Here is a 21,676-nt window from a genome sequence, read left to right as displayed (position 1 = left end):
GCAGGCTCGCCGACGTAAGGTGGTTGCCGTGACGCTCGACCAGTACTCCGTGCTCTCCCTCTACTCGGCCATGGCCGTCTACGCGCTCGCGTTCATCGCGTACGCGCTCGACCTCGCGCGCCGCTCGGCCGCGGCGGGTTCCGCGAGCGCCGGTGCCGAGGCGGTGCCGGCCGCGCAGCGCCGCGAGCGCGCGCTCGCCGGGGGCGCGAGCACTGCCGGAACGGGCGGGGCGGGCGCAGGCGAGGCGCCCACGACCGGCGCCGGGGACTCCGCCGGCTCAGTGGCATCCGTCGACTACGGCCGCTCGCCCTCGCTGCGGGCCGCCGTGGCGCTGACCGTCATCGGCTGGGCGCTGCACCTCGCGGCGACCGTGCTGCGCGGCATCGCCGCCGAGCGCGTGCCGTGGGCCAACATGTACGAGTTCGCCATGACCGGCACGCTCGTGATCGTCACTGTCTACCTCGGCGTGCTGCTGTTCTCGAAGTTCGACCTGCGGTTCCTCGGCACGTTCATCGTGGGCCTGGTGCTCGTCTCGCTCGGCGTGGCATCCGTCAACTTCTACGTGAGCGTCGTGCCGCTGCCGCCAGCGCTGCAGTCGGCGTGGCTCATCATCCACGTGTTCGTCGCGACGGCCGCCGTCGGGTTCTTCGCCCTGGGCTTCGCGCTGTCGCTCGTGCAGCTGCTGCAGTCGCGCCGCGAGGCCGCGGTGGAGACCGCGAAGGCCGCGAAGCTGTCGTTCCTCGCGACGCTGCCGAACTCCGACCAGCTCGAGCGCCTGGCGTACCGGGTGAACATCATCGGGTTCATCCTCTGGACCTTCACGCTCATGGCGGGCGCGATCTGGGCCGAGGCCGCATGGGGCCGCTACTGGGGCTGGGACACCAAGGAGGTGTGGACCTTCATCATCTGGGTGGTCTACGCCGGGTACATCCACGCGCGCGCGACGCGCGGCTGGCGCGGCTCGCGCTCGGCGTGGCTCGCGATCATCGGCTTCTCCGCGGTGCTGTTCAACTTCACCGTCGTGAACCTGTTCTTCAAGGGCCTGCACGCCTACTCGGGCCTCTGACCCTCGTAGATTCCCAGACCCGTCGAAAAGCTGCGCTCTCGCGCCGCTGAACGCAGTCCATTGACGGGTCTCGCGTTCGGTTCCGGGTGAGCGGATGCCCCGGGCAGACCTCAGCCCGCGGGCTGCAGCGTCACCGGCACGCGCTCGCCGACGCCCGTGTCGAACATGATCACGGGTGTGGCGCCCGAGCAGTCGTAGGGCGCGTCGCTGACCGGTGACCCCGCGAGCAGCTCGTTGGCCATAGACGAATCGCCGACCGGGGTGCCGTCGACCGTCACTTCGGCCTCGAAGTCGAACACCTCGCTCGTCGTGGTGATGACGCCGTCGGCGGTCGTGTACTCGCCGCTCAGGCTGCCGCCGAGGACCGCCACCGCGGAGGTCCCCTCGAAGTCGAGCGTGAGCATCATGTCGGGCGTGTACTCGAAGGTGTCGGCGGTGAGGCTGAGGCCGGTGGTGCCGTCCAGGGTCATCTCCATGCCGCTGGCCGAGCCCACGACGTCGTAGTACGCCTGCATGTCCGACACGGCGAGCACCCAGTCGCCGACGAGGCAGTCGCCGCCGGTGCCGGTGTCGTCGCCCGACGCGTCCGCGTCGCCGTCGCCCGCATCGGCGGTCGCGGTAGCCCCGCTCCCGTCGACCGTGGCCGAGACGTCGTCGTCCGTCGCATCCGCACCGCCGCCGGAGCATCCGGCGAGCAGCAGCGCGACCGCGGCGAACGCGGGCAGCAGCGGGGACGGATTGCGCACGGAGGCTCCTCTCGACGCGAGCCAGCGTAGCGGCCCTGCGCAGGGCCCGCGACGACTGCTCACAGGCGGCCCGGGCCGAGCGAGAGCGCAAGCGCTTGCGAGTCATCCTCAGCTTGGGAGCGCGATCATCCCGGGCGTGCGCGGTGAATCGTGTCAGCGCCGAGCGGAGTGAGTGGAAGCGCTTGCATTAACCCGCGCGACCGCGCTAGCGTCCTGCTCAATGTCGTTCGGCACGTCGCAGTGCCAGGAATCGGGAGTCGAAGATGACGCAACGGGCGCTCGCGCGCAGATGGTTCGCCGCTGGCATCACGGGGGCCCTCGCGGCATCCGTGCTCACCGTCCTTCCCCTGGCCGCCGCGAACTCCGCCGAGGGCGACACCTTCGCGGTCGTCGGCTCGCTGCAGGACGAGCTCGGCTGCCCGGGCGACTGGCAGCCCGAGTGCGACGCGACCGAACTGCTCGCCACCGACACCCCGGGCGTCTACGCGGCCGAGTTCACGGTGCCGGCCGGCACCTGGGAGTACAAGGTCGCGGCGAACGACAACTGGGACGCGTCGTGGGGCCTGAACGGCGGCGGCGACAACATCCCGCTCACCGTCGCTGGCGCCACCGACGTGCGCATCCTCTTCGACGACAACCAGCAGCGCGTCGGCCTCGAGCTGCTGAGCACCCGCGCCGGCTACGACGAGGCGACGGATGCCGCGCTGGTCGCCGCTCCCGCGCGCCAGCCGGGCAGCGCCGAGAACTTCTACTTCGTCATGACCGACCGCTTCGCGAACGGCGACGCGGGCAACGACACGGCCGGCATCGCGGGCGACCGCCTCGACCACGGCTTCGACCCGACCGACAAGGGCTTCTACCACGGCGGCGACATCCAGGGCATCCGTGATCAGCTCGACTACATCGAGGGCCTCGGCACGACCGCGATCTGGTTCACGCCGAGCTTCAAGAACAAGCCGGTGCAGGGCGAGGGTACGAACGCGAGCGCCGGTTACCACGGGTACTGGATCACCGACTTCACGCAGATCGACCCGCACCTCGGCACGAACGCCGAGCTCGAGGCGCTCATCGACGAGGCGCACGCCCGCGGCATCAAGATCTACTTCGACATCATCACGAACCACACGGCCGACGTGATCTCGTACGCGGAGGGCGAGTACTCCTACATCGACAAGGCCACGAGCCCCTACACGGATGCCTCGGGCGCCGAGTTCGACCCGAGCGCCATCGCCGGCAGCCCGGACTTCCCCGACCTCGACGCGGCCACGAGCTTCCCGTACACCCCGGTGATCGCGCCCGCTGAGGCCGACGTCAAGGTGCCGGCGTGGCTCAACGACCCGACGGTCTACCACAACCGCGGCGACTCGACGTGGGAGGGCGAGTCGGTCACGTTCGGCGACTTCGTCGGCCTCGACGACCTGATGACCGAGGACCCGACCGTCGTGAACGGCTTCGTCGAGGTGTACCAGGACTGGGTCGACCTCGGCATCGACGGCTTCCGCATCGACACCGCCAAGCACGTGAACTTCGAGTTCTGGGAGACCTGGACCACCGAGGTGCTCGACTACGCGCACGCGGCCGGCAAGCCCGACTTCTTCATGTTCGGCGAGGTCTACGACGCCGACCCGGCGAAGCTCGCCCCGTACCTCCGCGACACCGACATGAACTCGGTGCTCGACTTCACGTTCCAGCAGCAGGCCGTGAGCTTCGCCGCCGGCAACTCGGCGGGCAACCTGCAGTCGCTGTTCGCGGGAGACGACCGGTACACGACGCCCGACACCTCGTCGACCGCGCTGCCGACCTTCCTCGGCAACCACGACATGGGCCGCGTCGGTTCGTTCCTCGCGTCGACCGGTGCCGCGCTCGAGCGCGACGAGCTCGCGCACGAGCTCATGTTCCTCACTCGCGGCCAGCCGGTCGTCTACTACGGCGACGAGCAGGGCTTCGCGGGCACGGGCGGCGACAAGGACGCGCGCCAGACGCTCTTCGCGACGCAGGTCGACGAGTACGCGAACCAGCCGCTCGTGACCGGCGAGACCGCCGGCAGCGTCGACCGGTACGACACGGATGCCCCGCTCTACGCGCACATCGCCGCGCTCGCGGCGCTGCGCGACGCGCACCCCGCGCTCGATCAGGGCGCGCAGATCGAGCGCTACGTCGCCGACGGCCAGGGCGTCTACGCCTTCAGCCGCGTCGCCCGCGACGACAAGGTCGAGTACCTGGTCGCCGTGAACAACGCGGGCACCGACCAGTCCGTCGAGATCCCGACGCTCACCGGGTCGGGCGAGTTCTCGGTGCTCTACGGCGACGGCGCGGCCGTGACGGCGGACGCCGCCGGCGTGGCATCCGTCACCGTGCCCGCCCTCGGGGCGGTCGTGTGGGTGGCCGACCGTCAGGTCAGCGCACCAGAGGCGGCCGCGGCGATCTCGGTCGACGTGCCGTCGGCGGGCGCCGGCGTCACGGGCAGCACGCCGGTCGCGGCGACCGTCGCCGACGTCTGGCAGGAGACGAGCTTCGCCTGGCGCGTCGCCGGCTCCGACGAGTGGACCGCGCTCGGCACCGCCGAGGACACGACGCCCCGCGTGTTCCACGACACCGACGGGCTCGCGAACGGCACGCTCGTCGAGTACCGCGCGGTGTCGACGGATGCCGCGGGCAACCGCGCGGCCGCCTCGACCTACGCGTCGGTCGGCAACGCCGTCTCCCTCGTCGTCGAGGAGGAGCCGGAGACCGGCATCGACCTCGTCACCATCCCCGGCGACCACAACTCCGAGATGGGCTGCCCGGGCGACTGGCAGCCGGGCTGCGAGATCGCCGCGCTGACCGAGCGCGCCGACGGCGTCTATGAGGGCACGTTCGAGATCCCCGCCGGCACCTGGCAGTACAAGGTCGCCATCAACGGCGGCTGGGACCTCAACTACGGGGCGAACGGCGAGCAGAACGGACCGAACGTGGTCTACACGACCGAGGGCGGGCCGGTGACGTTCTACTTCGACCCGCGCACGAACGTGTTCTCGTCGACCGCCGAGGGCCCGATCGTGACGCTGCCGGGCGACCTGCAGGCCGCGCTCGGCTGCCCGGGCGACTGGCGGCCCGACTGCATGGTGACGTTCGCGCAGGACGGCGACAAGGACGGCGTGTACGAGTTCTCGACCGACCAGCTGCCGACCGGCAACTACCAGGTCAAGGTCGCGCACGGCCTCAGCTGGGACCTGAACTACGGCGCCGGGGGCGTGCAGAACGGACCGAACATCGAGTTCAGCGCCACGACCGGCAAGCTCGTGGTCTTCCGCTACACGCTCGCCACGCACGTGCTCGAGATCGTCGTCGAGGACCCGCCGCTGCAGGGCGTCGGCGCCGAGCGCGCCTACTGGCTCGACGCCGACACGCTCGCGTGGCCGCCGTCGCTGCTCGGCGGCGCGGACGCGGCCGACCTGGCCTGGACCCTCGAGCACGCGGCCGACGCCGCGCTCGCGGTCGACGGCGGCGCCGTCACGGGCGGCGGCGAGCCGGTCGTGCTCGAGCTCGACCCCGCCGGCATCGGCGACGAGCTCGCCGCGGCCTTCCCGCACCTCGCGAGCCACCTGGCCCTGCGGCCGGTCGGGCTCGATCGTGACGCGGTCGCGTCACTCGTGACCGAGCAGCTCCAGGTCGCCCAGCGCGACGGCGATGCCCTCAGCGCCTTCACGGGCGTGCAGCTGCCGGGCGTGCTCGACGACCTCTACGCCGACTCCGTGGCATCCGCCCCGCTCGGTGCCGTGGTCTCGGGCGACGACGTGACCCTCTCGGTGTGGGCGCCGACGGCGCAGCAGGTCTCGGCCCAGGTGTGGGACGCCGGCAGCGCCGGTGACCCGGCGATCGTCGAGGCGGCCTTCGACGACGCGACCGGCGTGTGGTCGGCGACGGGTGACCCCATCGCCGTCGGCAGCGAGTACCGCTGGCTCGTCGACGTGTACCAGCCGACCACCGGGGCGATCGAGCAGAACTCGGTGACCGACCCCTACTCGGTCGCGCTCACCGTGAACTCGGCCCGCACCGTGGTCGTCGACCTCGACGACCCGGCGCTCGCGCCCGAGCTGTGGGCCACCACGCCCGCGCCGGTCGTGGAGCGCCAGGTCGACCGCGCGATCACCGAGCTGCACGTGCGCGACTTCTCGATCACCGACGAGACCGTGCCCGAGGACGAGCGCGGCACCTACCGTGCCTTCACCCGCAACAGTGCGGGCACCGCGCAGCTGCGCGAGCTCGCGGCGGCCGGCATCAACACGGTGCACCTGCTGCCGACGTTCGACATCGCGACCATCGAGGAGCGCCGCGACCAGCAGGCGACCCCCGACTGCGACCTCGAGTCGTTCGGACCGGCCTCGCCCGAGCAGCAGGCGTGCATCGAGGCGATCCGCGACCTCGACGGCTTCAACTGGGGCTACGACCCGTACCACTTCCAGGCGCCCGAGGGCTCCTACGCGGTCGACCCCGAGGGCGGCGCGCGGGTGGCGGAGTTCCGCGAGATGGTCGGCGCGCTGCACGCCACCGGCCTGCAGGTCGTGCTCGACGAGGTCTACAACCACACGGCGGCCTCGGGGCAGGGCGAGAAGTCGGTGCTCGACCGGCTCGTGCCCGGCTACTACCACCGCCTGAACGCGGCGGGCGCGGTAGAGACCTCGACCTGCTGCCAGAACGTGGCCACCGAGCACGAGGTCGCCCAGAAGCTCATGGTCGACTCGATCGTGCTCTGGACCACCGAGTACAAGGTCGACGGCTTCCGCTTCGACCTCATGGGCCACCACTCGAAGGAGAACATGCTGGCGGTGCGCGCGGCGCTCGACGAGCTCACGCTCGCCGAGGACGGCGTCGACGGCGAGTCGGTGTTCCTCTACGGCGAGGGCTGGAACTTCGGCGAGGTGGCCGACAACGCGCGGTTCGAGCAGGCCTCGCAGGGCCAGCTCGGCGGCACGGGCATCGCGACGTTCAACGACCGCCTGCGCGACGGCGTGCACGGCGGCAGCCCGGTCGCGGGCGACTCGAAGTACGAGCAGGGCTTCGGCACGGGGCTCGCGGGGGAGCCGAACGGCCTGCCCGTGCGCGACGGCATCCGCGACCTCGGCCAGCAGACCGACCTCGTGAAGGTCGGCCTCGCCGGCAACCTCGGCGACTTCGAGCTCGTCGGCTCCGACGGCGTGCTGAAGACCGGCGCCGAGGTCGACTACAACGGGTCGCCGGCCGGCTACGCCGAGCACCCCGAGGAGGTCATCAACTACGTCGACGCGCACGACAACGAGACGCTGTTCGACCTCGGCGTGCTGAAGCTCGCGCAGGAGACCTCGATGGCCGACCGCATCCGCATGAACACCCTGTCGCTCGCGACCGTGGCGTACTCGCAGAGCCCGTCGTTCTGGCACGCCGGCACCGAGCTGCTGCGCTCGAAGTCGCTCGACCGCAACAGCTACAACTCGGGCGACTGGTTCAACCGCATCGACTGGACCGGCCAGGAGTCGACCTTCGGCTCGGGCCTGCCCATGGAGGCCGACAACGCCGACCACTGGGAGGTCATGGAGGGGCTGCTCGCCGACCCGGCGCTGAAGCCCGCCGCAGACGACATCGCGGCAGCGGAGGCATCCGCCCTCGACCTGCTGCGCGTGCGCTCGTCGGTCGACCTGCTGCGCCTGGGCTCGGCCGAGCTCATCGAGCAGAAGGTCTCGTTCCCGAACAGCGGGGCGGATGCCACGCCGGGCCTCATCGTGATGCTCATCGACGACCTCGTCGGTGCCGACGTCGACCCGTCCGCGAAGGGCGCGCTGGTCGTCTTCAACGCCTCGCCCGAGCCGATCACCGAGCAGGTCGAGGGGCTCGAGGGCCGCGCGTTCAAGCTCGCCAAGGCGCTGCGCGACGGCGCCGACGAGGTCGTGCTCGAGACGAAGTTCAAGGCCAAGACCGGCACGCTGACGATCCCGGCGCGCACCGCGGCGGTGCTCGTCGAGGCCCAGCAGCCGATCGGCCCCGGCGCCTCCGCCGGGAACGGCGGCGGCAACGCCGTCGGTGCCGTCCAGGGGGCGGACATCCGCGTGGGCGGCGCCGCGGTCGTCACGGGCGAGACGCTGACGGTGGCCGGCTCGGGCTTCGAGCCGGGCGAGCTCGTGCAGGTCTGGCTCGAGTCGACGCCCACCCTGCTGCAGGCGGCGACGGCCGACGCGTCCGGCACGGTCGCGTTCGCGGTCACCGTGCCCGCCGAGACCGAGCAGGGCGCGCACCACGTGCGCCTGATCGGCGTGCAGTCGGGCGCCGAGGCGGTCACGCCGCTCACGGTGACGGGTTCGCTCGGCCTCACCGGTACCCAGCTCGCGCTCGCCGCGCTGCTCGCCGCGGCCCTGCTCGCCGGCCTCGCCCTGCTCGCGGCCCCGCGCCTCCGCCCCCGGAACCGCGCCCGCGCCTGACCCCCCTCGCACGCCCGTGCACCCCGGCGAGACCCGTCAAGAACCTGCACTCTCGCACCTGTGAACGCAGCTTCTTGACGGGTCTCCCACCCACGCGTGACGTGACGGGTCTCCCGGCGGTCAGGACGCGCGGGCGGCGAGCAGCGCGTGGCAGCGCTCGAGGCGCGCGATCCACCAGGCGGTGCGGTCGGGCTCGGCGGCGTGACGCTCGAGCAGCGCGGCATCCGCCTCGACCCGCCGCACCGGGATCGACCCCTGCTCGGGCGCGAGCGGATGCCCCGTGACATCCGCCGCCAGCAGCGAGGCCGTGCCGAGCCCGCAGTCGTAGTCGAGCCGGGGCACGGATGCCGCGAGGTGCGCGCCCATCGCGAGCCCGACGCTCGTGTCGAGGGCGCTCGACACCACGACCGGCAGGCCGGCGCGCCCGACCACGTCGAGCGCGCGCCGGATGCCACCGAGCGGCGCCGCCTTCACGACGAGCAGGTCCGCGGCTCCGGCCTCCGCGACCGCGAGCGGGTCGTCGGCACGCCGCACGCTCTCGTCGGCCGCGATCGGGATACCCATGTACTTCGTCCGCCGCCGGATCTCGGCCAGCTCGTCCACGCTCGGGCACGGCTGCTCGACGTACTCGAGGTCGAACTCGGCCAGCGCGTGGATCGCGTGCTCGGCCTCGTCGATGTTCCAGCCGCCGTTCGCGTCCAGCCGCACGCGCCCCTCGGGCCCGAGCGCCTCGCGCACCGCGCGCACCCGCGCGACGTCCTGCGCGAGCACCTGGTCGCCCGCGGCGACCTTCACCTTCGCGGTGCGGCACCCCGGGAACCGCGCGAGCACGGCCGGCACCTCGTCGGCGTCGACGGCCGGCACCGTGGCGTTGACCGGGATGCGGTCGCGGAGCACCGGCGGCGCCTGCCGCCACCCGAAGTCGATCGCGGCGGCGAGCCAGGCGGATGCCTCCTCGTCGTCGTACTCCGCGAACGGCGCGAACTCGGTCCAGCCCTCCGGCCCCTCGAGCAGCAGCGCCTCGCGCACCGTGATGCCGCGGAATCGGGTCACCAGCGGCAGCGCCACCACCCGGGCGGTGTCGAGCAGGTCGTGCAGTGGCGGCAGGACGTCGGCGCTCATGCCCCGAGTCTGCCACCGCGCCCGCCGAGCCGCCCGGAACTAGGCTGGAGCCATGGTCGAGCAGGTCTCCGAACTCTTCGATGCGGGTGAATGGGCGGATGCCGCGGCATCCGTCACCGGCGGCGCAGCCTTCACCGACATCACGTACCACCACTCGCTCGACGGCCGCATCGCCCGGGTCGCGTTCGACCGCCCCGAGGTGCGCAACGCGTTCCGTCCGCACACGGTCGACGAGCTGTACGCGGCCCTCGAGGATGCCCGCACGAACCCGCGTGTCGGCGTCGTGCTGCTCACCGGCAACGGTCCGAGCCCGCGCGACGGCGGCTGGGCGTTCTGCTCCGGCGGCGACCAGCGCATCCGGGGCCGCGACGGCTACCGGTACGCCGACGGCGAGGAGGCCTCCGGCATCGACGCGGCCCGGAGCGGCCGGCTCCACATCCTCGAGGTGCAGCGCCTGATCCGCTTCATGCCGAAGGTCGTCATCGCGGTCGTGCCGGGCTGGGCGGCCGGCGGCGGGCACTCGCTGCACGTGGTGTGCGACCTGACCGTGGCATCCGCCGAGCACGGGAGGTTCAAGCAGACCGATGCCGATGTCGGCAGCTTCGACGCCGGCTACGGCTCGGCCTACTTCGCCCGTCAGATCGGCCAGAAGTTCGCGCGCGAGGTGTTCTTCCTCGCGGAGGAGTACTCGGCTCAGCGCGCCCACGAGATGGGCTCGGTCAACCGGGTCGTGCCGCACGCCGACCTCGAGCGCGAGGCCGTGTCGATGGCGCGCACGATCCTCACGAAGTCGCCCACGGCGATCCGCATGCTGAAGTTCGCGTTCAACGCCGTCGACGACGGATTGGTCGGCCAGCAGGTGTTCGCGGGCGAGGCCACGCGCCTCGCCTACGGCACCGACGAGGCGGTCGAGGGGCGCGACTCGTTCCTCGAGAAGCGCGATCCCGACTGGGCGCCGTTCCCGTGGCAGTTCTGAGGCGGATGCCCCTGAGCTGCGCGCGCCGCGGAGCCCGCGCGTCGCAGGCTCGACCATGACCCGCCCGCTCGTCACGGTCGCCGCCGACGACGTCGACGGGCTCGTCGAGGCCGCGCGTGCGGCGCTCCACGGGGGAGGGGCCGCGGTCTTCCCGGTGCCACCGGGGCATCGGATGCCGGGCGGCCGGCTCCTGGCGCCCGGCGACGTCGTCGGCGAGGTCGACGACCGGGTCGCCGTCGTCGTCGAGACCAGCGGGTCGACCGAGGCGCCCAAGCGGGTGGCGCTCTCGTCCGAGGCGCTGCTCGCGAGCGCGGACGCGACGCACGAGGCGCTCGGCGGGGCCGGACGCTGGGTGCTCGCGTTGCCCGGCCACTACATCGCCGGGCTGCAGGTCATCGTGCGCGCGCTCGCCGCGGGCACCGAACCCCTCGACGTGCCGGGCGAGCGCTTCGACCCGGTCGCGTTCGCGGCCGCCGCCGCCCCGCTCCGCCGCAGCCACGACCGCGCGTACACCTCGCTCGTGCCGGTGCAACTGGCGCGCGTGCTCGAGGCCGCCGAGCACGACCGGGGCGTGCGCGAGGCGCTCGCGCGCTTCGACCGGGTGCTGCTCGGCGGCCAGGCCGCCCCGCCCGGCCTCGTCGAGCGCGCCGCTGCGATGGGCGCACGCGTGACCCGCACCTACGGCTCCAGCGAGACCGCGGGCGGCTGCGTCTACGACGGCCGTCCGCTGCCCGGCGTGCGCCTCCGCATCGTCGACGGCCAGGTCGAGCTCGCCGCCCCGAGCCTCGCGGAGGGCTACCTGGACTTCCCGGAGGCCCCCACCCGCCCGGGCGACGAACCGCTGCTCATCCCCGTCGACACCGCCCGCACCGACGCCGCCTTCGCCACCGACGCCGATGGCACGCGCTGGTACCGCACGGGCGACCTCGGCGACCTCGCCGACGACGGCACGCTCCGCATCCGCGGTCGCGCCGACGACGTGATCGTCTCCGGCGGCGTGAAGGTCGCGCTCGGCGAGGTCGAGCGCACCGTCCGCGCGCTCGACGGCTTCGCGCACGCCGTCGTCGTCGCCGCGCCGCACGCCGAGTGGGGCGCGGCCCCCGCGGTCGTCGCCCCGGCGACCGGCCCGGCCCGCGCCACGGATGCGCTCGAGCGGCTCGCCGCCCATGTGGCATCCGTCGCCGGCGCCGCAGCCCGTCCCGCGCGCCTCATCGTGGTCGACGAACTCCCGCTCCTCGACAGCGGCAAGCCCGACCGGCGAGCTCTCGCCGCACTCGCCGCCGAGGCGTAGCCCGCAGCAGTCGCGAAGCGCGCGCTCGCCGCGCTCATGGCCGACGCATCGGAGGCTCCCTGCCCGCCCACGGGCTCGCCGCCCCCGGCGAACTAGCATGGTCGCGTGGCACGCCCGACCCCCGATTCCCCCCAGCCGTCCAAGCGCCCGAAGACCTACGGTCGATCCGGCAACCCCGCGAAGTCGGGCAGCACGAACCGGCCCGCGCCCCCGCAGCGCCGGGCCACGTTCAGCGACTGGGTCGCCGGCGCGCGGCTGCGCACCCTGCCGCTCGCGATCTCGCCGGTCGTGGCCGGCACGGGTGCCGGCATCGTCGCGATCGCGGACGGCCCGTGGCATCCGATTCGTGCCGTGCTCGCGCTGATCGTCGCGCTCGCGCTGCAGGTCGGCGTGAACTACGCCAACGACTACTCCGACGGCGTGCGGGGCACCGACGCGCACCGGGTCGGGCCGGCGCGCCTCACCGGATCGGGTCTCGCGAAGCCCCGCCAGGTGCTCATCGCCGCCCTCGCGAGCTTCGGCGTCGCCGCCGTCGCCGGCCTCGTGCTCGTCGTGCTCACGCAGCAGTGGTGGCTGCTCGCCGTCGGCGCGGTCGCGATCGTCGCCGCGTGGTTCTACACCGGCGGGAAGCACCCGTACGGCTACTACGGGCTCGGCGAGTTGTTCGTCTTCGTCTTCTTCGGCGTCGTGGCGACGGCCGGCTCGGCCTACGTGCAGGCGCTCACGGTCAACCTCGAGGCGTGGGTGACCGGCGCGGGCCTCGGCCTGATCGCGTGCGCGGTGCTCATGGCGAACAACCTGCGCGACGTCGGCCCCGACCGCGCGGCCGGCAAGCGCACGCTCGCGGTGCTCGTCGGCAAGGTGTTCGGCCGGGTGCTGTTCGCGGTGTTCCTGCTCGTGCCGTTCCTGGCGGTCGCGTTCCTCGCGCTCTTCTACCCGCCGGCATGGCTCGTGTTCTTCGCCCTGCTCGCGGCGCTGCCCGCGGTGCTCATCGTGTCGACGGCGCGCACCTCGCGCGAGCTGATCATCGCGCTGCAGCTCGCGAGCGCGACCTCACTCCTCTACGGAGTCGGGCTCGGTCTCGCGTTCGCGCTCTAGCTAGCGCTCGGCGTCCGTCGACCGCTGCGGGGCGGATGCCTCCGGGCGGCCGGACGCGTCGGAGCCGGCGGATTCCGCGGCGTCCACGGCGGCGTCCTCGGCGGCGTCGTCCTCGTGCACGACCGGCGTCTCGCGGTGGCGGGCCGCGTAGATCTGCTCCGACATGGTGTCGCGCGGGCGCCGCAGGAAGATCACCGAGACGCTCAGCCCGAACAGCGCCGCGACGAGCGACGAGATCCACGGGTTCACTCCGGCGATGAGCAGCACGGTGAGCGGAACGGCGAACGCCAGGAGACGCAGGGCCGTGTAGGTCACCCAGTTCGGGACGGATCGCACGCCCACAAGTGTAGGTCGCCCTGTCTGCGCGCTCGCTGGGCGCCGTGCACAGGGCGAATCGCACCATGTCGGGCCGGAGCTGGCAACCCCCTCCACCGAAACCGCGGCTCCCAGCCCGCCCGCAGCGCGGACACCTAGACTGTGTGGCATGGCCCGCCTGCTGTTCGGACTCGGCATCGTCGTCGTCATCTTCACGGTGTATGCGATCGTCGACTGCGCGATGTTCGACCGCTCGCGGATCCGCGGCATCGGCCGCGTGTGGTGGATCCTCGTGATCCTCCTCGTCCCCGTCATCGGCGGCGTGCTCTGGTTCCTGGTGGGCCGCGGCCGCAAGGGTCGCCCGCCGCGCCGCGCGCAGCGCACCGTCGCCCCCGACGACGACGCCGACTTCCTGCGCGGGCTCGATCGCGACGCGGCCCAGGAGGAGCGCATCCGCCGGCTGGAGGAGGAGCTCGCCGACCTCGACGATCGCACCGACCAGCCCGATCTCCCGACCGACCACCCGGATCACCCCGAGCACTCCGAGCGCCGCCGCGACGACGACGGCGACACGCCCCCGAGCAGCCGCCCGAATGCCTGACGCGTCGCCCGCGCCGAGTCCGGCGAGCGACGTCGCGCACGCCCTCCTCGAGGGCCTGGTCGCCGCCGGCGTCACCGATCTCGTCGTGAGCCCGGGTTCGCGTTCGCAGGCGCTGGCGCTCGCCGCGGCCGAGCTCGAGCAGCGCGGCCTCGTGCGCCTCCACGTGCGCATCGACGAGCGCGGCGCCGGCTTCCTCGCCGTCGGCCTCGCGCGCGAGTCGGGCCGCCCCGCCGCCGTGATCACGACGTCGGGCACCGCCGTCGCGAACCTGCACCCGGCCGTGCTCGAGGCGCACCACTCCGGCGTGCCGCTCGTCGTCGTGACGGCGGACCGCCCTGAAGAACTGCAGCGGGTGCGCGCGAACCAGACCACCGTGCAGCCCGGCATCTTCGCCGGGGCCGTGCGGCTCGAGCACGATGTCGCGGCGCCCGAGGGGCTGGTGGGCGAGACGGATGCCGCCCAGGCGATCGCCCGCGACGCGGTCGCCGCGTCCCTGGGGCTCGATGCCGACGGCGCGTTCGTGCCCGACCCCGGGCCCGGGCCGGTGCACGTGAACCTCGCCATGCGCGAGCCCCTGTCGGGGGCCCGCACGTCGGACGCCGCAGCCCCGGCCGGCGGTGGCTCCGCGGCATCCGTGATCGCCGTCGCACCGCACGCGTCGGCCGCCGTCGGGCCGCACGGCGCCCTGATCGCGCACGGCCCCCGCACGGTCGTGGTCGCCGGTGCGGGCGCCGGCCCCGAGGCGGAGCAGTTCGCGCGCGACGGCGGTTGGCCGCTGTTCGCCGAGGTCGTGAGCGGCGCGCACTTCGGCCCGAACCTCGTGGTCGCGTACCGCGAGCTGCTGCGCGATGTCGTGTTCGCGGGTGCGATCGAGCGCGTGGTGGTCTTCGGACACCCGACCCTCAGCCGCGAGGTGCCCGCGCTGGTCGCGCGCGACGGCGTCGAGGCGATCGTCGTGGCCCCGTCGGGCATCGAGTGGTACAACCCCGGGCACGGCGTCGACCGCTTCCACCGCGCCGTGCGGGTCGAGCCGCGTCGGCCGGGCGCCGAGGAGCGCGCGTGGGTCGGCCGCTGGGTCTTCACGAGCAGGCGGATGCTGGAGCCGGCGCCGTCCGAGTCGTACGTGCCCTCGGCCGAGCCCACCCCGCACGACCATGATCTCGACCTCGCCGAGCTCGATGCGCGCCGCGCCTACGTGCAGGCGAGCGTCGACGCGATGCGCGAGCCCGTGACCCGGCGCAGCCTCGTCGAGGCGGTCTGGAGCGCGACCTGGCCGCACGACCGGCTGGTGTTCGGTGCCTCGCGCCTCGTGCGCGACGCCGACCGCGCAGTGGCCGGCCGCCGTGTCACCGTGCACGCCAACCGCGGGCTCTCGGGCATCGACGGCACCGTCGCCACCGCGCTCGGCGTCGCGATCGCGAGCCAGTTCCCGCCTCCGGGCGTCGCCGACGAGGCCGCGGATGCGCCCGCCCACGGCACCACGAGGGCGCTCATCGGCGACGTCACGCTGTTGCACGACGCCGGCTCGCTCCTCGCCGGTTCGGGCGAGCGGATGCCCCGTCTCCAGGTCATCGTCGGCAACGACGGCGGCGGATCGATCTTCGACGCCCTCGAAGTCGCCGGCACCGCGGACCCGGCCGCGTTCGATCGCGTGCAGTTCACCCCGCACGCCGTCGACCTCGCCGCGCTCGCGCGCGCCTACGGCTGGGAGTACGCGCACGCCGACACCGCCGGCGCGCTCGACGCCGCCCTCACCGCGACGCGCCCCGGCCCGGTGCTCATCGAGGTCCCCCTCGCCCGCTGAACCCGCCTTCAGCCCGCCCACCGAGTGCGCAAACTGCGGAAATCCGCTTCGCGTTCCCGCACTTCGCGTACTCGGTGCGCCCGCTGACCTGCGGACTCCGTCCTCCGAATGGCCCCCGAACGGGGGGAGCGCATGAAGGTGAGGAAGAGTAGCTTTCGAGGCATGACACTGCTGTCGCACTCTCGTCGTCCTGCAGTCTCCGCCGTCACGGCCGTCCTCGCGGCCGCGGCACTCCTCTTCGGCGCGGCAGCGCCGGCCATGGCGGCTCCGCCGAGTCCGCCGCCCGTCGAGAAGCTCGTCGCCCTCGGCGACTCGTACGCGGCCGGCCAAGGCGCTGGGTTCCCGCTCGACGGGTGCCTCCGTAGCACTGCCGCCTACCCGTACCTGCTCGACGCGCAGGAGGCCGATCCCAAGGTCAACCTGCTGCGCCTGGCGGCCTGCTCGGGCGCGACCATCGAGGACGTGATGGACACGCAGCTCTCGCAGGTCAACAAGGGCACGACGCTCGTGACGATCACGGTCGGGGCGAACGACCTCGGCATCGACGAGGTCTACGCGGCGTGCACGCCAGACCCGTTCTCCGACGCATGTACGGCAGCACTGTTGGAGGCGTCGCAGGTCCTCGGTTCCGGCGCGATCGCCTCGGACCTGACCGACCTCCTGCTCGCGATAGCGGAACGTGCTCCGCGAGCTCGGATCGTCGTCACCGACTACCCGATTCCGTTCGTACCCGAGTTGAACCCGTCGGCCCAGACCGTGAACCTCGCGACGCTCGCGCTCGACGAGCAGATCGCGGCCGGCGCCACGGCCGCTGCCGGCCTCGGGGCGAACGTCGCCTTCACGAGCGTCGCCTACGCGTTCTTCGGCCACCAGGTCGGCGACGCCGAGCCGTGGCTCGGGGCGAACCCGGGCGACCCGTTCACGTTCCTGCACCCCACAGCACAGGGCCAGGCCGTCTACGCCGCGTACGTGCTCGGCGCCCTCTGACCCGCGCTCAGTCGCTTCGGTCAGCCACCGAGTACGCAAACGGCGGAAACTCCTCGCGGGTTTCCGCCGTTCGTACTCGGTGCGCTCGGTCTCGTGAGTTGCGCAGTGTGTCGCGGCGCGCGGGGGCGCGCGTCAGCCGATCGCGTCGACGATCGCCTGGAACTTGATCGTCGACTCGGCGAGCTCCTCGCCCGGCACCGAGTCGCGCACGATGCCGGCGCCCGCGTGGGCGCGCACCGTGCCGCCCGGGCCGATCTGCGCGCAGCGGAGCGCGATCGCCCACTCACCGTCGCCGTCGGCGCCGATCCAGCCGACAGGCCCCGCGTATCGGCCTCGGTCGAACCGCTCGAGGTCGGCGATCGCGGCCGTCGCCACGTCCGTCGGCGAGCCGGCCACCGCGGCGGTCGGGTGCATCGCGGCGACGAGGTCGAGCGACGTCGATCCGTCGCCGAGGGTGCCGTCGAGGTCGGTCGCGAGGTGCCAGAGGTTGGGCAGGCGCACGGTGAAGGGCTCGGCGGATGCCTCGAGCCGCGACGTGTGCGGCCGCAGCGTCTCGATCGCGCTGCGCACGGCGAACGCGTGCTCGTCGCGGTCCTTGGTCGAGGTCGCGAGTCGCAGCTCGGCGTCGTGGTCGCCGTCCGTGTCGACGCCGCGCGACGCGGTGCCCGCGAGCACGCGCGCGCTCACGCCGCCGCGGTCGACGCGCACGAGCGTCTCGGGGCTCGCGCCGACGAGTCCGTCGACGGCGAACGTCCAGGTCTCGGGGTACTCCGTCGACAGTCGCGACACCAGTCTGCGCACGTCGGCGCCACGCGGCATCCGCCCCCGCAGCTCCCGCGCGAGCACGACCTTCTCGAACTCGCCGCCCTCGATGCGGCCCACGGCCTCGGCGACGGCCGCCTCGTACTCCGACGGCGGCAGCGCGCCATCGCGCAGCTTCACGCGCCAGGGCGCGCCGAAGGCGGTGGGGTGGGGCAGCGGCGGCAGCGAAGCCGCGCCGCCGTCGATGGGGCGGATGCGGGTGATCCACGCCCGCCCGCCGCGCCGGCCGGCGACGATGGCCGGCACCACCAGGGCGCTGGGCGACGCGGAGTCGTCGGCGAACGCGAACGACGCGAACGCGACGAGCCCCGAGCCGGGCACGTCGACGGCGTCGGCGACCTCCGCGAGGTCAGCGATCGAACGCCATGCGTCGGCCGCATCCGCGAACCGGGAAGGCCCGCGGAACTCGAGCCGCAGTGCCTCGCCGATGCCCACGATGCCCTCGCCCTCGCGCAGCCAGGCGAGCGGCGAGGTCGCGTCGGCGAGCGGGAGCAGCGCACCCGGGTCGACGACGCCTCGTGTCTCGACGTGGAGCCGCGTGCGTGCCGTCGGGTGCGCCGCACCCGCCGTCGCGATGGGGCCCGTGAACGTCACGGAACCAGCCTACGACGCGGATCTGGGGGTGCGCTCCGAGTGCGTGCCGCTCGGGGCATCCGATCGCCCGTCATGCGCCGATCACCGAGTGATCGTCAGCTCGGGACGACCTGCACGCCGCGCCAGAAGGCCACGTGCCCGGCGAGGTGCGAGGCCTTCGGCAGCGGCTCGGGGTACGTCCATGCCGCGTCGGGGTTGTTCGACCCGTCGACGCTGACGTGGAAGTAGTCGGCCGTGCCCTTCCAGTGGCAGACGGTGTGGTTGGCGCTCTCGCTGAAGTACTCGTCGTTGATCGAGTCGCGCGGGAAGTAGTGGTTGCCGTCGACGATCACGGTGTCGTCCGACTCGGCGAGCACGACGCCGTTCCAGATGGCCTTCATGCGTGTTCCTTCCACCAGGGGGATCGTGGAAGGGCGGCGCCGCTGGGCGCGCCCCGAGGCCGGCGGCCTCACTCCATGCGAACGCATGCCACGTCCCGTGCATTCCGGCCGTTCCTGAGTTTCGCCCGAACGAAAGCTGCGAGGCATCCGAACCGCAATAGGCTGGGGAGGTGATGCGTGCAGACCTCTCCAAGCGGCCCGAGCAGGTGTCGGCCATGTTCGACCAGGTCGCGGAGCGGTACGACCTCACCAACGACCTGCTCTCGCTCGGCAACGCGCCGCTCTGGCGCATCGCGACGACCCGGGCGATCGACCCGCGGCCCGGTCAGAAGGTCCTCGACGTGGCCGCCGGCACGGGCACCTCGAGCGCGAGCATCGCGCGCACGGGTGCGAGCGTCGTTGCCGCCGACTTCTCCCCGGGCATGATCGACGTGGGGATGCACCGGCAGTGGCGGCATCCGAACCTCTCGTTCGTCGAGGCGGATGCCACGAACCTGCCGTTCCGCGACGGGGAGTTCGACGCGGTGACCATCTCGTTCGGCCTGCGCAACATCGTCGACCCCAAGGCGGCGCTGGCAGAGTTCCGTCGCGTCACGCGCCCCGGCGGCCGCCTCGTCGTGTGCGAGTTCTCGCACCCGCCGGCGAAGCTCATGCGTGCGGCGTACGGCCTCTACCAGCGCACCGTGATGCCCGCGCTGGTGCGCCTCACGAGCTCGAACGACGACGCCTACGAGTACCTCAACGAGTCGATCGCGAACTGGCCGACGCAGCGCGTGCTTGCCGGATGGCTGCGCGAGGCGGGCTACGAGCGCGTGCAGTGGCGCAACCTCACGGAGGGCGTGGTGGCGCTGCACCGCGGGTGGGTTCCGGCTGCGTAGCATCCGCTCACAGCCCGCATGGCGGTTCGCGCACCCGGCGATCGGTAGGCTGAGGGGGTGAATCCGAGCGTGCAGGTGCCGCGACGCGGCTCGAAACTGGCGTCGAGTCTCGGGATCAGCGAACGGATCTTCAGCACCAGCGAAGACCGCGCGATGGCTCGCGCGATCGACGAGGGGCTGGAGCGGGTCGAAGCGGGTCTCGAGCGCGAGGCGCGCTTCGCCGACCCGATCGCCGACGTCGCCGGCCGGTACCTCCTCGAGGCCGGCGGCAAGCGCGTGCGCCCGCTGCTCACGCTGCTCATCGCGCGGCTCGGCCAGGGCACCACCGACGACGTGCTCACCGCCGCGCAGGCCATCGAGCTCACCCACCTCGCCTCGCTCTACCACGACGACGTCATGGACGAGGCCGACAAGCGCCGCGGCGTGCCCACCGCGCAGAACGTGTGGGGCAACTCGGTCGCGATCCTCACCGGCGACCTCCTCTTCGCCCGCGCCAGCCAGCTCATGGCCCAGCTCGGCGACCGCGCGCTGAAGCTGCAGGCCGCCACGTTCGAGCGCCTCGTGCTCGGCCAGATGCACGAGACCGTCGGCCCTGCCGAGGGCGAGGACGAGATCGAGCACTACATCCAGGTGCTCGCCGACAAGACCGGCGCGCTCATCGCCGCCGCGGCGCGCGCGGGCATCTCGTTCTCGGGTGCCGACCCGACTCTCGAGCAGCCCGTCGTCGACTTCGGCGAGCGCATCGGCATCGCCTTCCAGCTCGTCGACGACGTCATCGACCTCGCCCCGACCGGCGACGACACGGGCAAGGTGCCGGGCACCGACCTGCGCGCCGGCGTCGTGACCCTGCCGCTGCTGAAGCTGCGTCGCCTCGCGGCGACCGACGCCGCAGCGGCCTCCCTGCTCGAGCGCATCGAGCTCGACGTGGTCGGCGCACCCGCGTCGGCCGACGCGCTGGACGCCGACTCGTCGGTGCTCGCCCGCGCGGAACTGACCATCGCCGAACTGGGCGAACACCCCGTCACGCAGGAGACGATCGACGAGGCGCAGCGCTGGGCGCGCTGGGCCGTCGAGGCGATCGAGCCGCTGCCGGCGGGCAGCGTCAAGAAGGCGCTGACCAAGTTCGCCGACACCATCGTGGAGAGAACGAGTTGACTCGCAGCAAGTTGCGCCTGGCCATCGTCGGAGCAGGCCCCGCCGGCATCTACGCCGCCGACATCCTCCTGAAGTCGGAGCGGAACTTCGACGTCTCGATCGACCTGTTCGATCACCTGCCCGCGCCATACGGCCTGGTGCGCTACGGCGTCGCGCCCGACCACCCGCGCATCAAGGGCATCATCACCGCGCTGCGGGACGTGCTCGACCGCGGTGACATCCGCATCTTCGGCAACGTGCGCTTCGGCGAGGACATCACGCTCGAGGACCTGAAGCGCCACTACAACGCCGTGATCTTCGCGACCGGTGCGGTGCAGGATGCCTCGCTGCGCATCCCCGGCATCGAGCTCGAGGGCTCGTACGGCGCGGCCGACTTCGTGAGCTGGTACGACGGGCACCCCGACTACCCGCGCGAGTGGCCGCTCGAGGCGCAGTCGGTCGCCGTGATCGGCAACGGCAACGTGGCGCTCGACGTCTCGCGCATCCTCGCGAAGCACGCCGACGACCTGCTGCCCACCGAGATCCCCGCGAACGTCTACGAGGGCCTCAAGTCCTCGCCGGTCACCGACGTGCACGTCTTCGGCCGTCGCGGCCCGACCTCGGTGAAGTTCACCCCGCTCGAGCTGCGCGAGCTCGGCGAGCTGAACGACGTCGACATGATCGTCTACGACGAGGACTTCGACTACGACGACGCGGCCCGCGCGGCGGTCGCCGGCAACAAGCAGGTCTTCGTGATCGACAAGGTGCTGAACCAGTGGCGCCAGCGCGAGACCGGCCAGGCGTCGCGCCGCCTGCACCTGCACTTCTTCGCCAAGCCGCTCGAGGTCGTCGACGACGGCACCGGCCGGGTCGGCGCGTTCCGCTACGAGCGCACGAAGTCCGACGGCGAGGGCGGCGTGGTCGGCACCGGCGAGATCCGCGAGGTGCCGGTGCAGGCCGTGTACCGCGCCATCGGCTACTTCGGCTCCGAGCTGCCGGGCATCCCGTTCGACCACGACTACGGCGTCATCCCGAACCACGAGGGCCAGGTGCTGCGCCACGACGCCGAGACCGGCGAGTCGGGCCGCATGTACGGCGTCTACGCCACGGGCTGGATCAAGCGCGGCCCGGTCGGCCTCATCGGCCACACCAAGTCGGATGCCATGGAGACGATCCGCCACCTCATCAACGACGTGGGCAACTGGTGGTCGCCCGCCTCGCCCGACGAGCAGTCGGTCGTCGACCTGCTCGACGAGCGCGGCGTGCGCTATACCGACCTCGCGGGCTGGCACCGCCTCGACCAGCACGAGCTCGCGCTCGGCGCTGCCGAGGGCCGCACCCGCATCAAGGTCGTGCCGCGCGACGAGATGGTCGACATCTCGCTGGGCCAGCTCACCGCGTAGCGCGGGCCCGGCGCCCATGGCGCTACGC

Annotated in this window: 16 protein-coding genes; 11 read left to right on the top strand and 5 right to left on the bottom strand. The window is 72.7% G+C overall.

Going from position 1 to position 21,676, the window contains the following annotated elements:
• Positions 1-19 precede the first annotated feature (19 nt).
• Positions 20-1,066, top strand: coding sequence for a c-type cytochrome biogenesis protein CcsB (gene ccsB / locus QMG39_RS05575; RefSeq protein WP_373878305.1), 1,047 nt, complete (start codon positions 20-22; stop codon positions 1,064-1,066).
• Between the two features lie 110 nt (positions 1,067-1,176).
• On the opposite strand, the gene QMG39_RS05570 is transcribed toward ccsB, so the two are convergent.
• Positions 1,177-1,812: a hypothetical protein gene (locus QMG39_RS05570; protein ID WP_281882903.1), complete on the bottom strand. Its 636-nt coding sequence runs from the start codon at positions 1,810-1,812 to the stop codon at positions 1,177-1,179.
• Between the two features lie 263 nt (positions 1,813-2,075).
• Between QMG39_RS05570 and pulA the strand changes: the two genes are divergently transcribed.
• On the top strand, positions 2,076-8,243 hold the full coding sequence (pulA, locus tag QMG39_RS05565; protein WP_281882901.1) for a pullulanase-type alpha-1,6-glucosidase: 6,168 nt from the start codon (positions 2,076-2,078) through the stop codon (positions 8,241-8,243).
• 120 nt (positions 8,244-8,363) lie between these two features.
• On the opposite strand, the gene QMG39_RS05560 is transcribed toward pulA, so the two are convergent.
• Positions 8,364-9,365: an o-succinylbenzoate synthase gene (locus QMG39_RS05560; RefSeq protein ID WP_281882899.1), complete on the bottom strand. Its 1,002-nt coding sequence runs from the start codon at positions 9,363-9,365 to the stop codon at positions 8,364-8,366.
• A gap of 52 nt (positions 9,366-9,417) precedes the next feature.
• Between QMG39_RS05560 and QMG39_RS05555 the strand changes: the two genes are divergently transcribed.
• The 3 genes from QMG39_RS05555 to QMG39_RS05545 all read left to right on the top strand — a co-directional run bounded on the left by QMG39_RS05555 (position 9,418) and on the right by QMG39_RS05545 (position 12,730).
• Entirely contained in the window at positions 9,418-10,341 is a 924-nt protein-coding gene (locus QMG39_RS05555) for a 1,4-dihydroxy-2-naphthoyl-CoA synthase (RefSeq protein WP_281882897.1), read from the top strand.
• 55 nt (positions 10,342-10,396) lie between these two features.
• Positions 10,397-11,632 carry an AMP-binding protein gene (locus tag QMG39_RS05550; protein ID WP_281882895.1) on the top strand — a complete coding sequence of 412 codons (1,236 nt, stop codon included), beginning with the start codon at positions 10,397-10,399 and terminating at the stop codon, positions 11,630-11,632.
• Between the two features lie 105 nt (positions 11,633-11,737).
• Positions 11,738-12,730, top strand: coding sequence for a 1,4-dihydroxy-2-naphthoate polyprenyltransferase (locus tag QMG39_RS05545; RefSeq protein WP_281882893.1), 993 nt, complete (start codon positions 11,738-11,740; stop codon positions 12,728-12,730).
• Here the strand turns inward: QMG39_RS05545 and QMG39_RS05540 are convergent, their stop codons facing one another.
• Positions 12,731-13,066 (bottom strand): DUF4229 domain-containing protein, encoded by a 336-nt coding sequence (locus QMG39_RS05540; protein WP_281882891.1) that lies wholly within the window; start codon positions 13,064-13,066, stop codon positions 12,731-12,733.
• Between the two features lie 148 nt (positions 13,067-13,214).
• Here QMG39_RS05540 and QMG39_RS05535 point away from each other — a divergent pair, with 148 nt between their 5' ends.
• From QMG39_RS05535 to QMG39_RS05525, 3 genes are all read left to right on the top strand, one after another.
• Positions 13,215-13,646: a PLD nuclease N-terminal domain-containing protein gene (locus tag QMG39_RS05535; protein ID WP_281882889.1), complete on the top strand. Its 432-nt coding sequence runs from the start codon at positions 13,215-13,217 to the stop codon at positions 13,644-13,646.
• On the top strand, positions 13,639-15,450 hold the full coding sequence (gene menD, locus QMG39_RS05530) for a 2-succinyl-5-enolpyruvyl-6-hydroxy-3-cyclohexene-1-carboxylic-acid synthase (protein ID WP_281882887.1): 1,812 nt from the start codon (positions 13,639-13,641) through the stop codon (positions 15,448-15,450). The genes QMG39_RS05535 and menD overlap by 8 nt, the downstream gene beginning before the upstream one ends.
• Before the next feature lie 162 nt (positions 15,451-15,612).
• Entirely contained in the window at positions 15,613-16,437 is an 825-nt protein-coding gene (locus tag QMG39_RS05525) for an SGNH/GDSL hydrolase family protein (protein ID WP_281882884.1), read from the top strand.
• A gap of 132 nt (positions 16,438-16,569) precedes the next feature.
• Here QMG39_RS05525 and QMG39_RS05520 read toward each other — a convergent pair whose 3' ends face one another.
• Together QMG39_RS05520 and QMG39_RS05515 are read right to left on the bottom strand one after the other, a co-directional pair.
• Positions 16,570-17,853, bottom strand: a complete 1,284-nt coding sequence (locus QMG39_RS05520; RefSeq protein WP_281882882.1) for an isochorismate synthase — start codon at positions 17,851-17,853, stop codon at positions 16,570-16,572.
• 95 nt (positions 17,854-17,948) lie between these two features.
• Positions 17,949-18,233: a DUF427 domain-containing protein gene (locus QMG39_RS05515; RefSeq protein ID WP_281882880.1), complete on the bottom strand. Its 285-nt coding sequence runs from the start codon at positions 18,231-18,233 to the stop codon at positions 17,949-17,951.
• 173 nt (positions 18,234-18,406) lie between these two features.
• Here QMG39_RS05515 and QMG39_RS05510 point away from each other — a divergent pair, with 173 nt between their 5' ends.
• Genes QMG39_RS05510 through QMG39_RS05500 form a run of 3 tightly spaced genes read left to right on the top strand, consistent with a single transcriptional unit; the run spans position 18,407 to position 21,648 of the window.
• The gene (locus QMG39_RS05510; RefSeq protein WP_281887167.1) at positions 18,407-19,111 is read left to right on the top strand and encodes a class I SAM-dependent methyltransferase; all 705 of its coding nucleotides are present in this window, start codon (positions 18,407-18,409) and stop codon (positions 19,109-19,111) included.
• A 57-nt stretch (positions 19,112-19,168) separates the two neighbouring features.
• Positions 19,169-20,266: a polyprenyl synthetase family protein gene (locus QMG39_RS05505; protein ID WP_281882878.1), complete on the top strand. Its 1,098-nt coding sequence runs from the start codon at positions 19,169-19,171 to the stop codon at positions 20,264-20,266.
• Entirely contained in the window at positions 20,263-21,648 is a 1,386-nt protein-coding gene (locus QMG39_RS05500; RefSeq protein WP_281882876.1) for an FAD-dependent oxidoreductase, read from the top strand. The genes QMG39_RS05505 and QMG39_RS05500 overlap by 4 nt, the downstream gene beginning before the upstream one ends.
• The last annotated feature ends 28 nt before the right edge of the window (positions 21,649-21,676 follow it).

Origin of the sequence: Agromyces rhizosphaerae (genome assembly GCF_027925245.1) — a bacterium.
GTDB lineage: Bacteria > Actinomycetota > Actinomycetes > Actinomycetales > Microbacteriaceae > Agromyces > Agromyces rhizosphaerae.
The sequence above is the reverse complement of the archived record's forward strand: the minus strand, read 5'-3'. Positions and strand labels throughout refer to the sequence as shown.

What these genes read in the sequence shown, in the direction of transcription:
- pulA (WP_281882901.1), top strand. Translation starts at nt 2,076, where the DNA reads ATGACGCAACGGGCGCTCGCGCGCAGATGGTTCGCCGCTGGCATCACG.
- QMG39_RS05560 (WP_281882899.1), bottom strand. Translation starts at nt 9,365, where the DNA reads ATGAGCGCCGACGTCCTGCCGCCACTGCACGACCTGCTCGACACCGCC.
- QMG39_RS05555 (WP_281882897.1), top strand. Translation starts at nt 9,418, where the DNA reads ATGGTCGAGCAGGTCTCCGAACTCTTCGATGCGGGTGAATGGGCGGAT.
- QMG39_RS05550 (WP_281882895.1), top strand. Translation starts at nt 10,397, where the DNA reads ATGACCCGCCCGCTCGTCACGGTCGCCGCCGACGACGTCGACGGGCTC.
- QMG39_RS05535 (WP_281882889.1), top strand. Translation starts at nt 13,215, where the DNA reads ATGGCCCGCCTGCTGTTCGGACTCGGCATCGTCGTCGTCATCTTCACG.
- menD (WP_281882887.1), top strand. Translation starts at nt 13,639, where the DNA reads ATGCCTGACGCGTCGCCCGCGCCGAGTCCGGCGAGCGACGTCGCGCAC.
- QMG39_RS05525 (WP_281882884.1), top strand. Translation starts at nt 15,613, where the DNA reads ATGACACTGCTGTCGCACTCTCGTCGTCCTGCAGTCTCCGCCGTCACG.
- QMG39_RS05515 (WP_281882880.1), bottom strand. Translation starts at nt 18,233, where the DNA reads ATGAAGGCCATCTGGAACGGCGTCGTGCTCGCCGAGTCGGACGACACC.
- QMG39_RS05510 (WP_281887167.1), top strand. Translation starts at nt 18,407, where the DNA reads ATGCGTGCAGACCTCTCCAAGCGGCCCGAGCAGGTGTCGGCCATGTTC.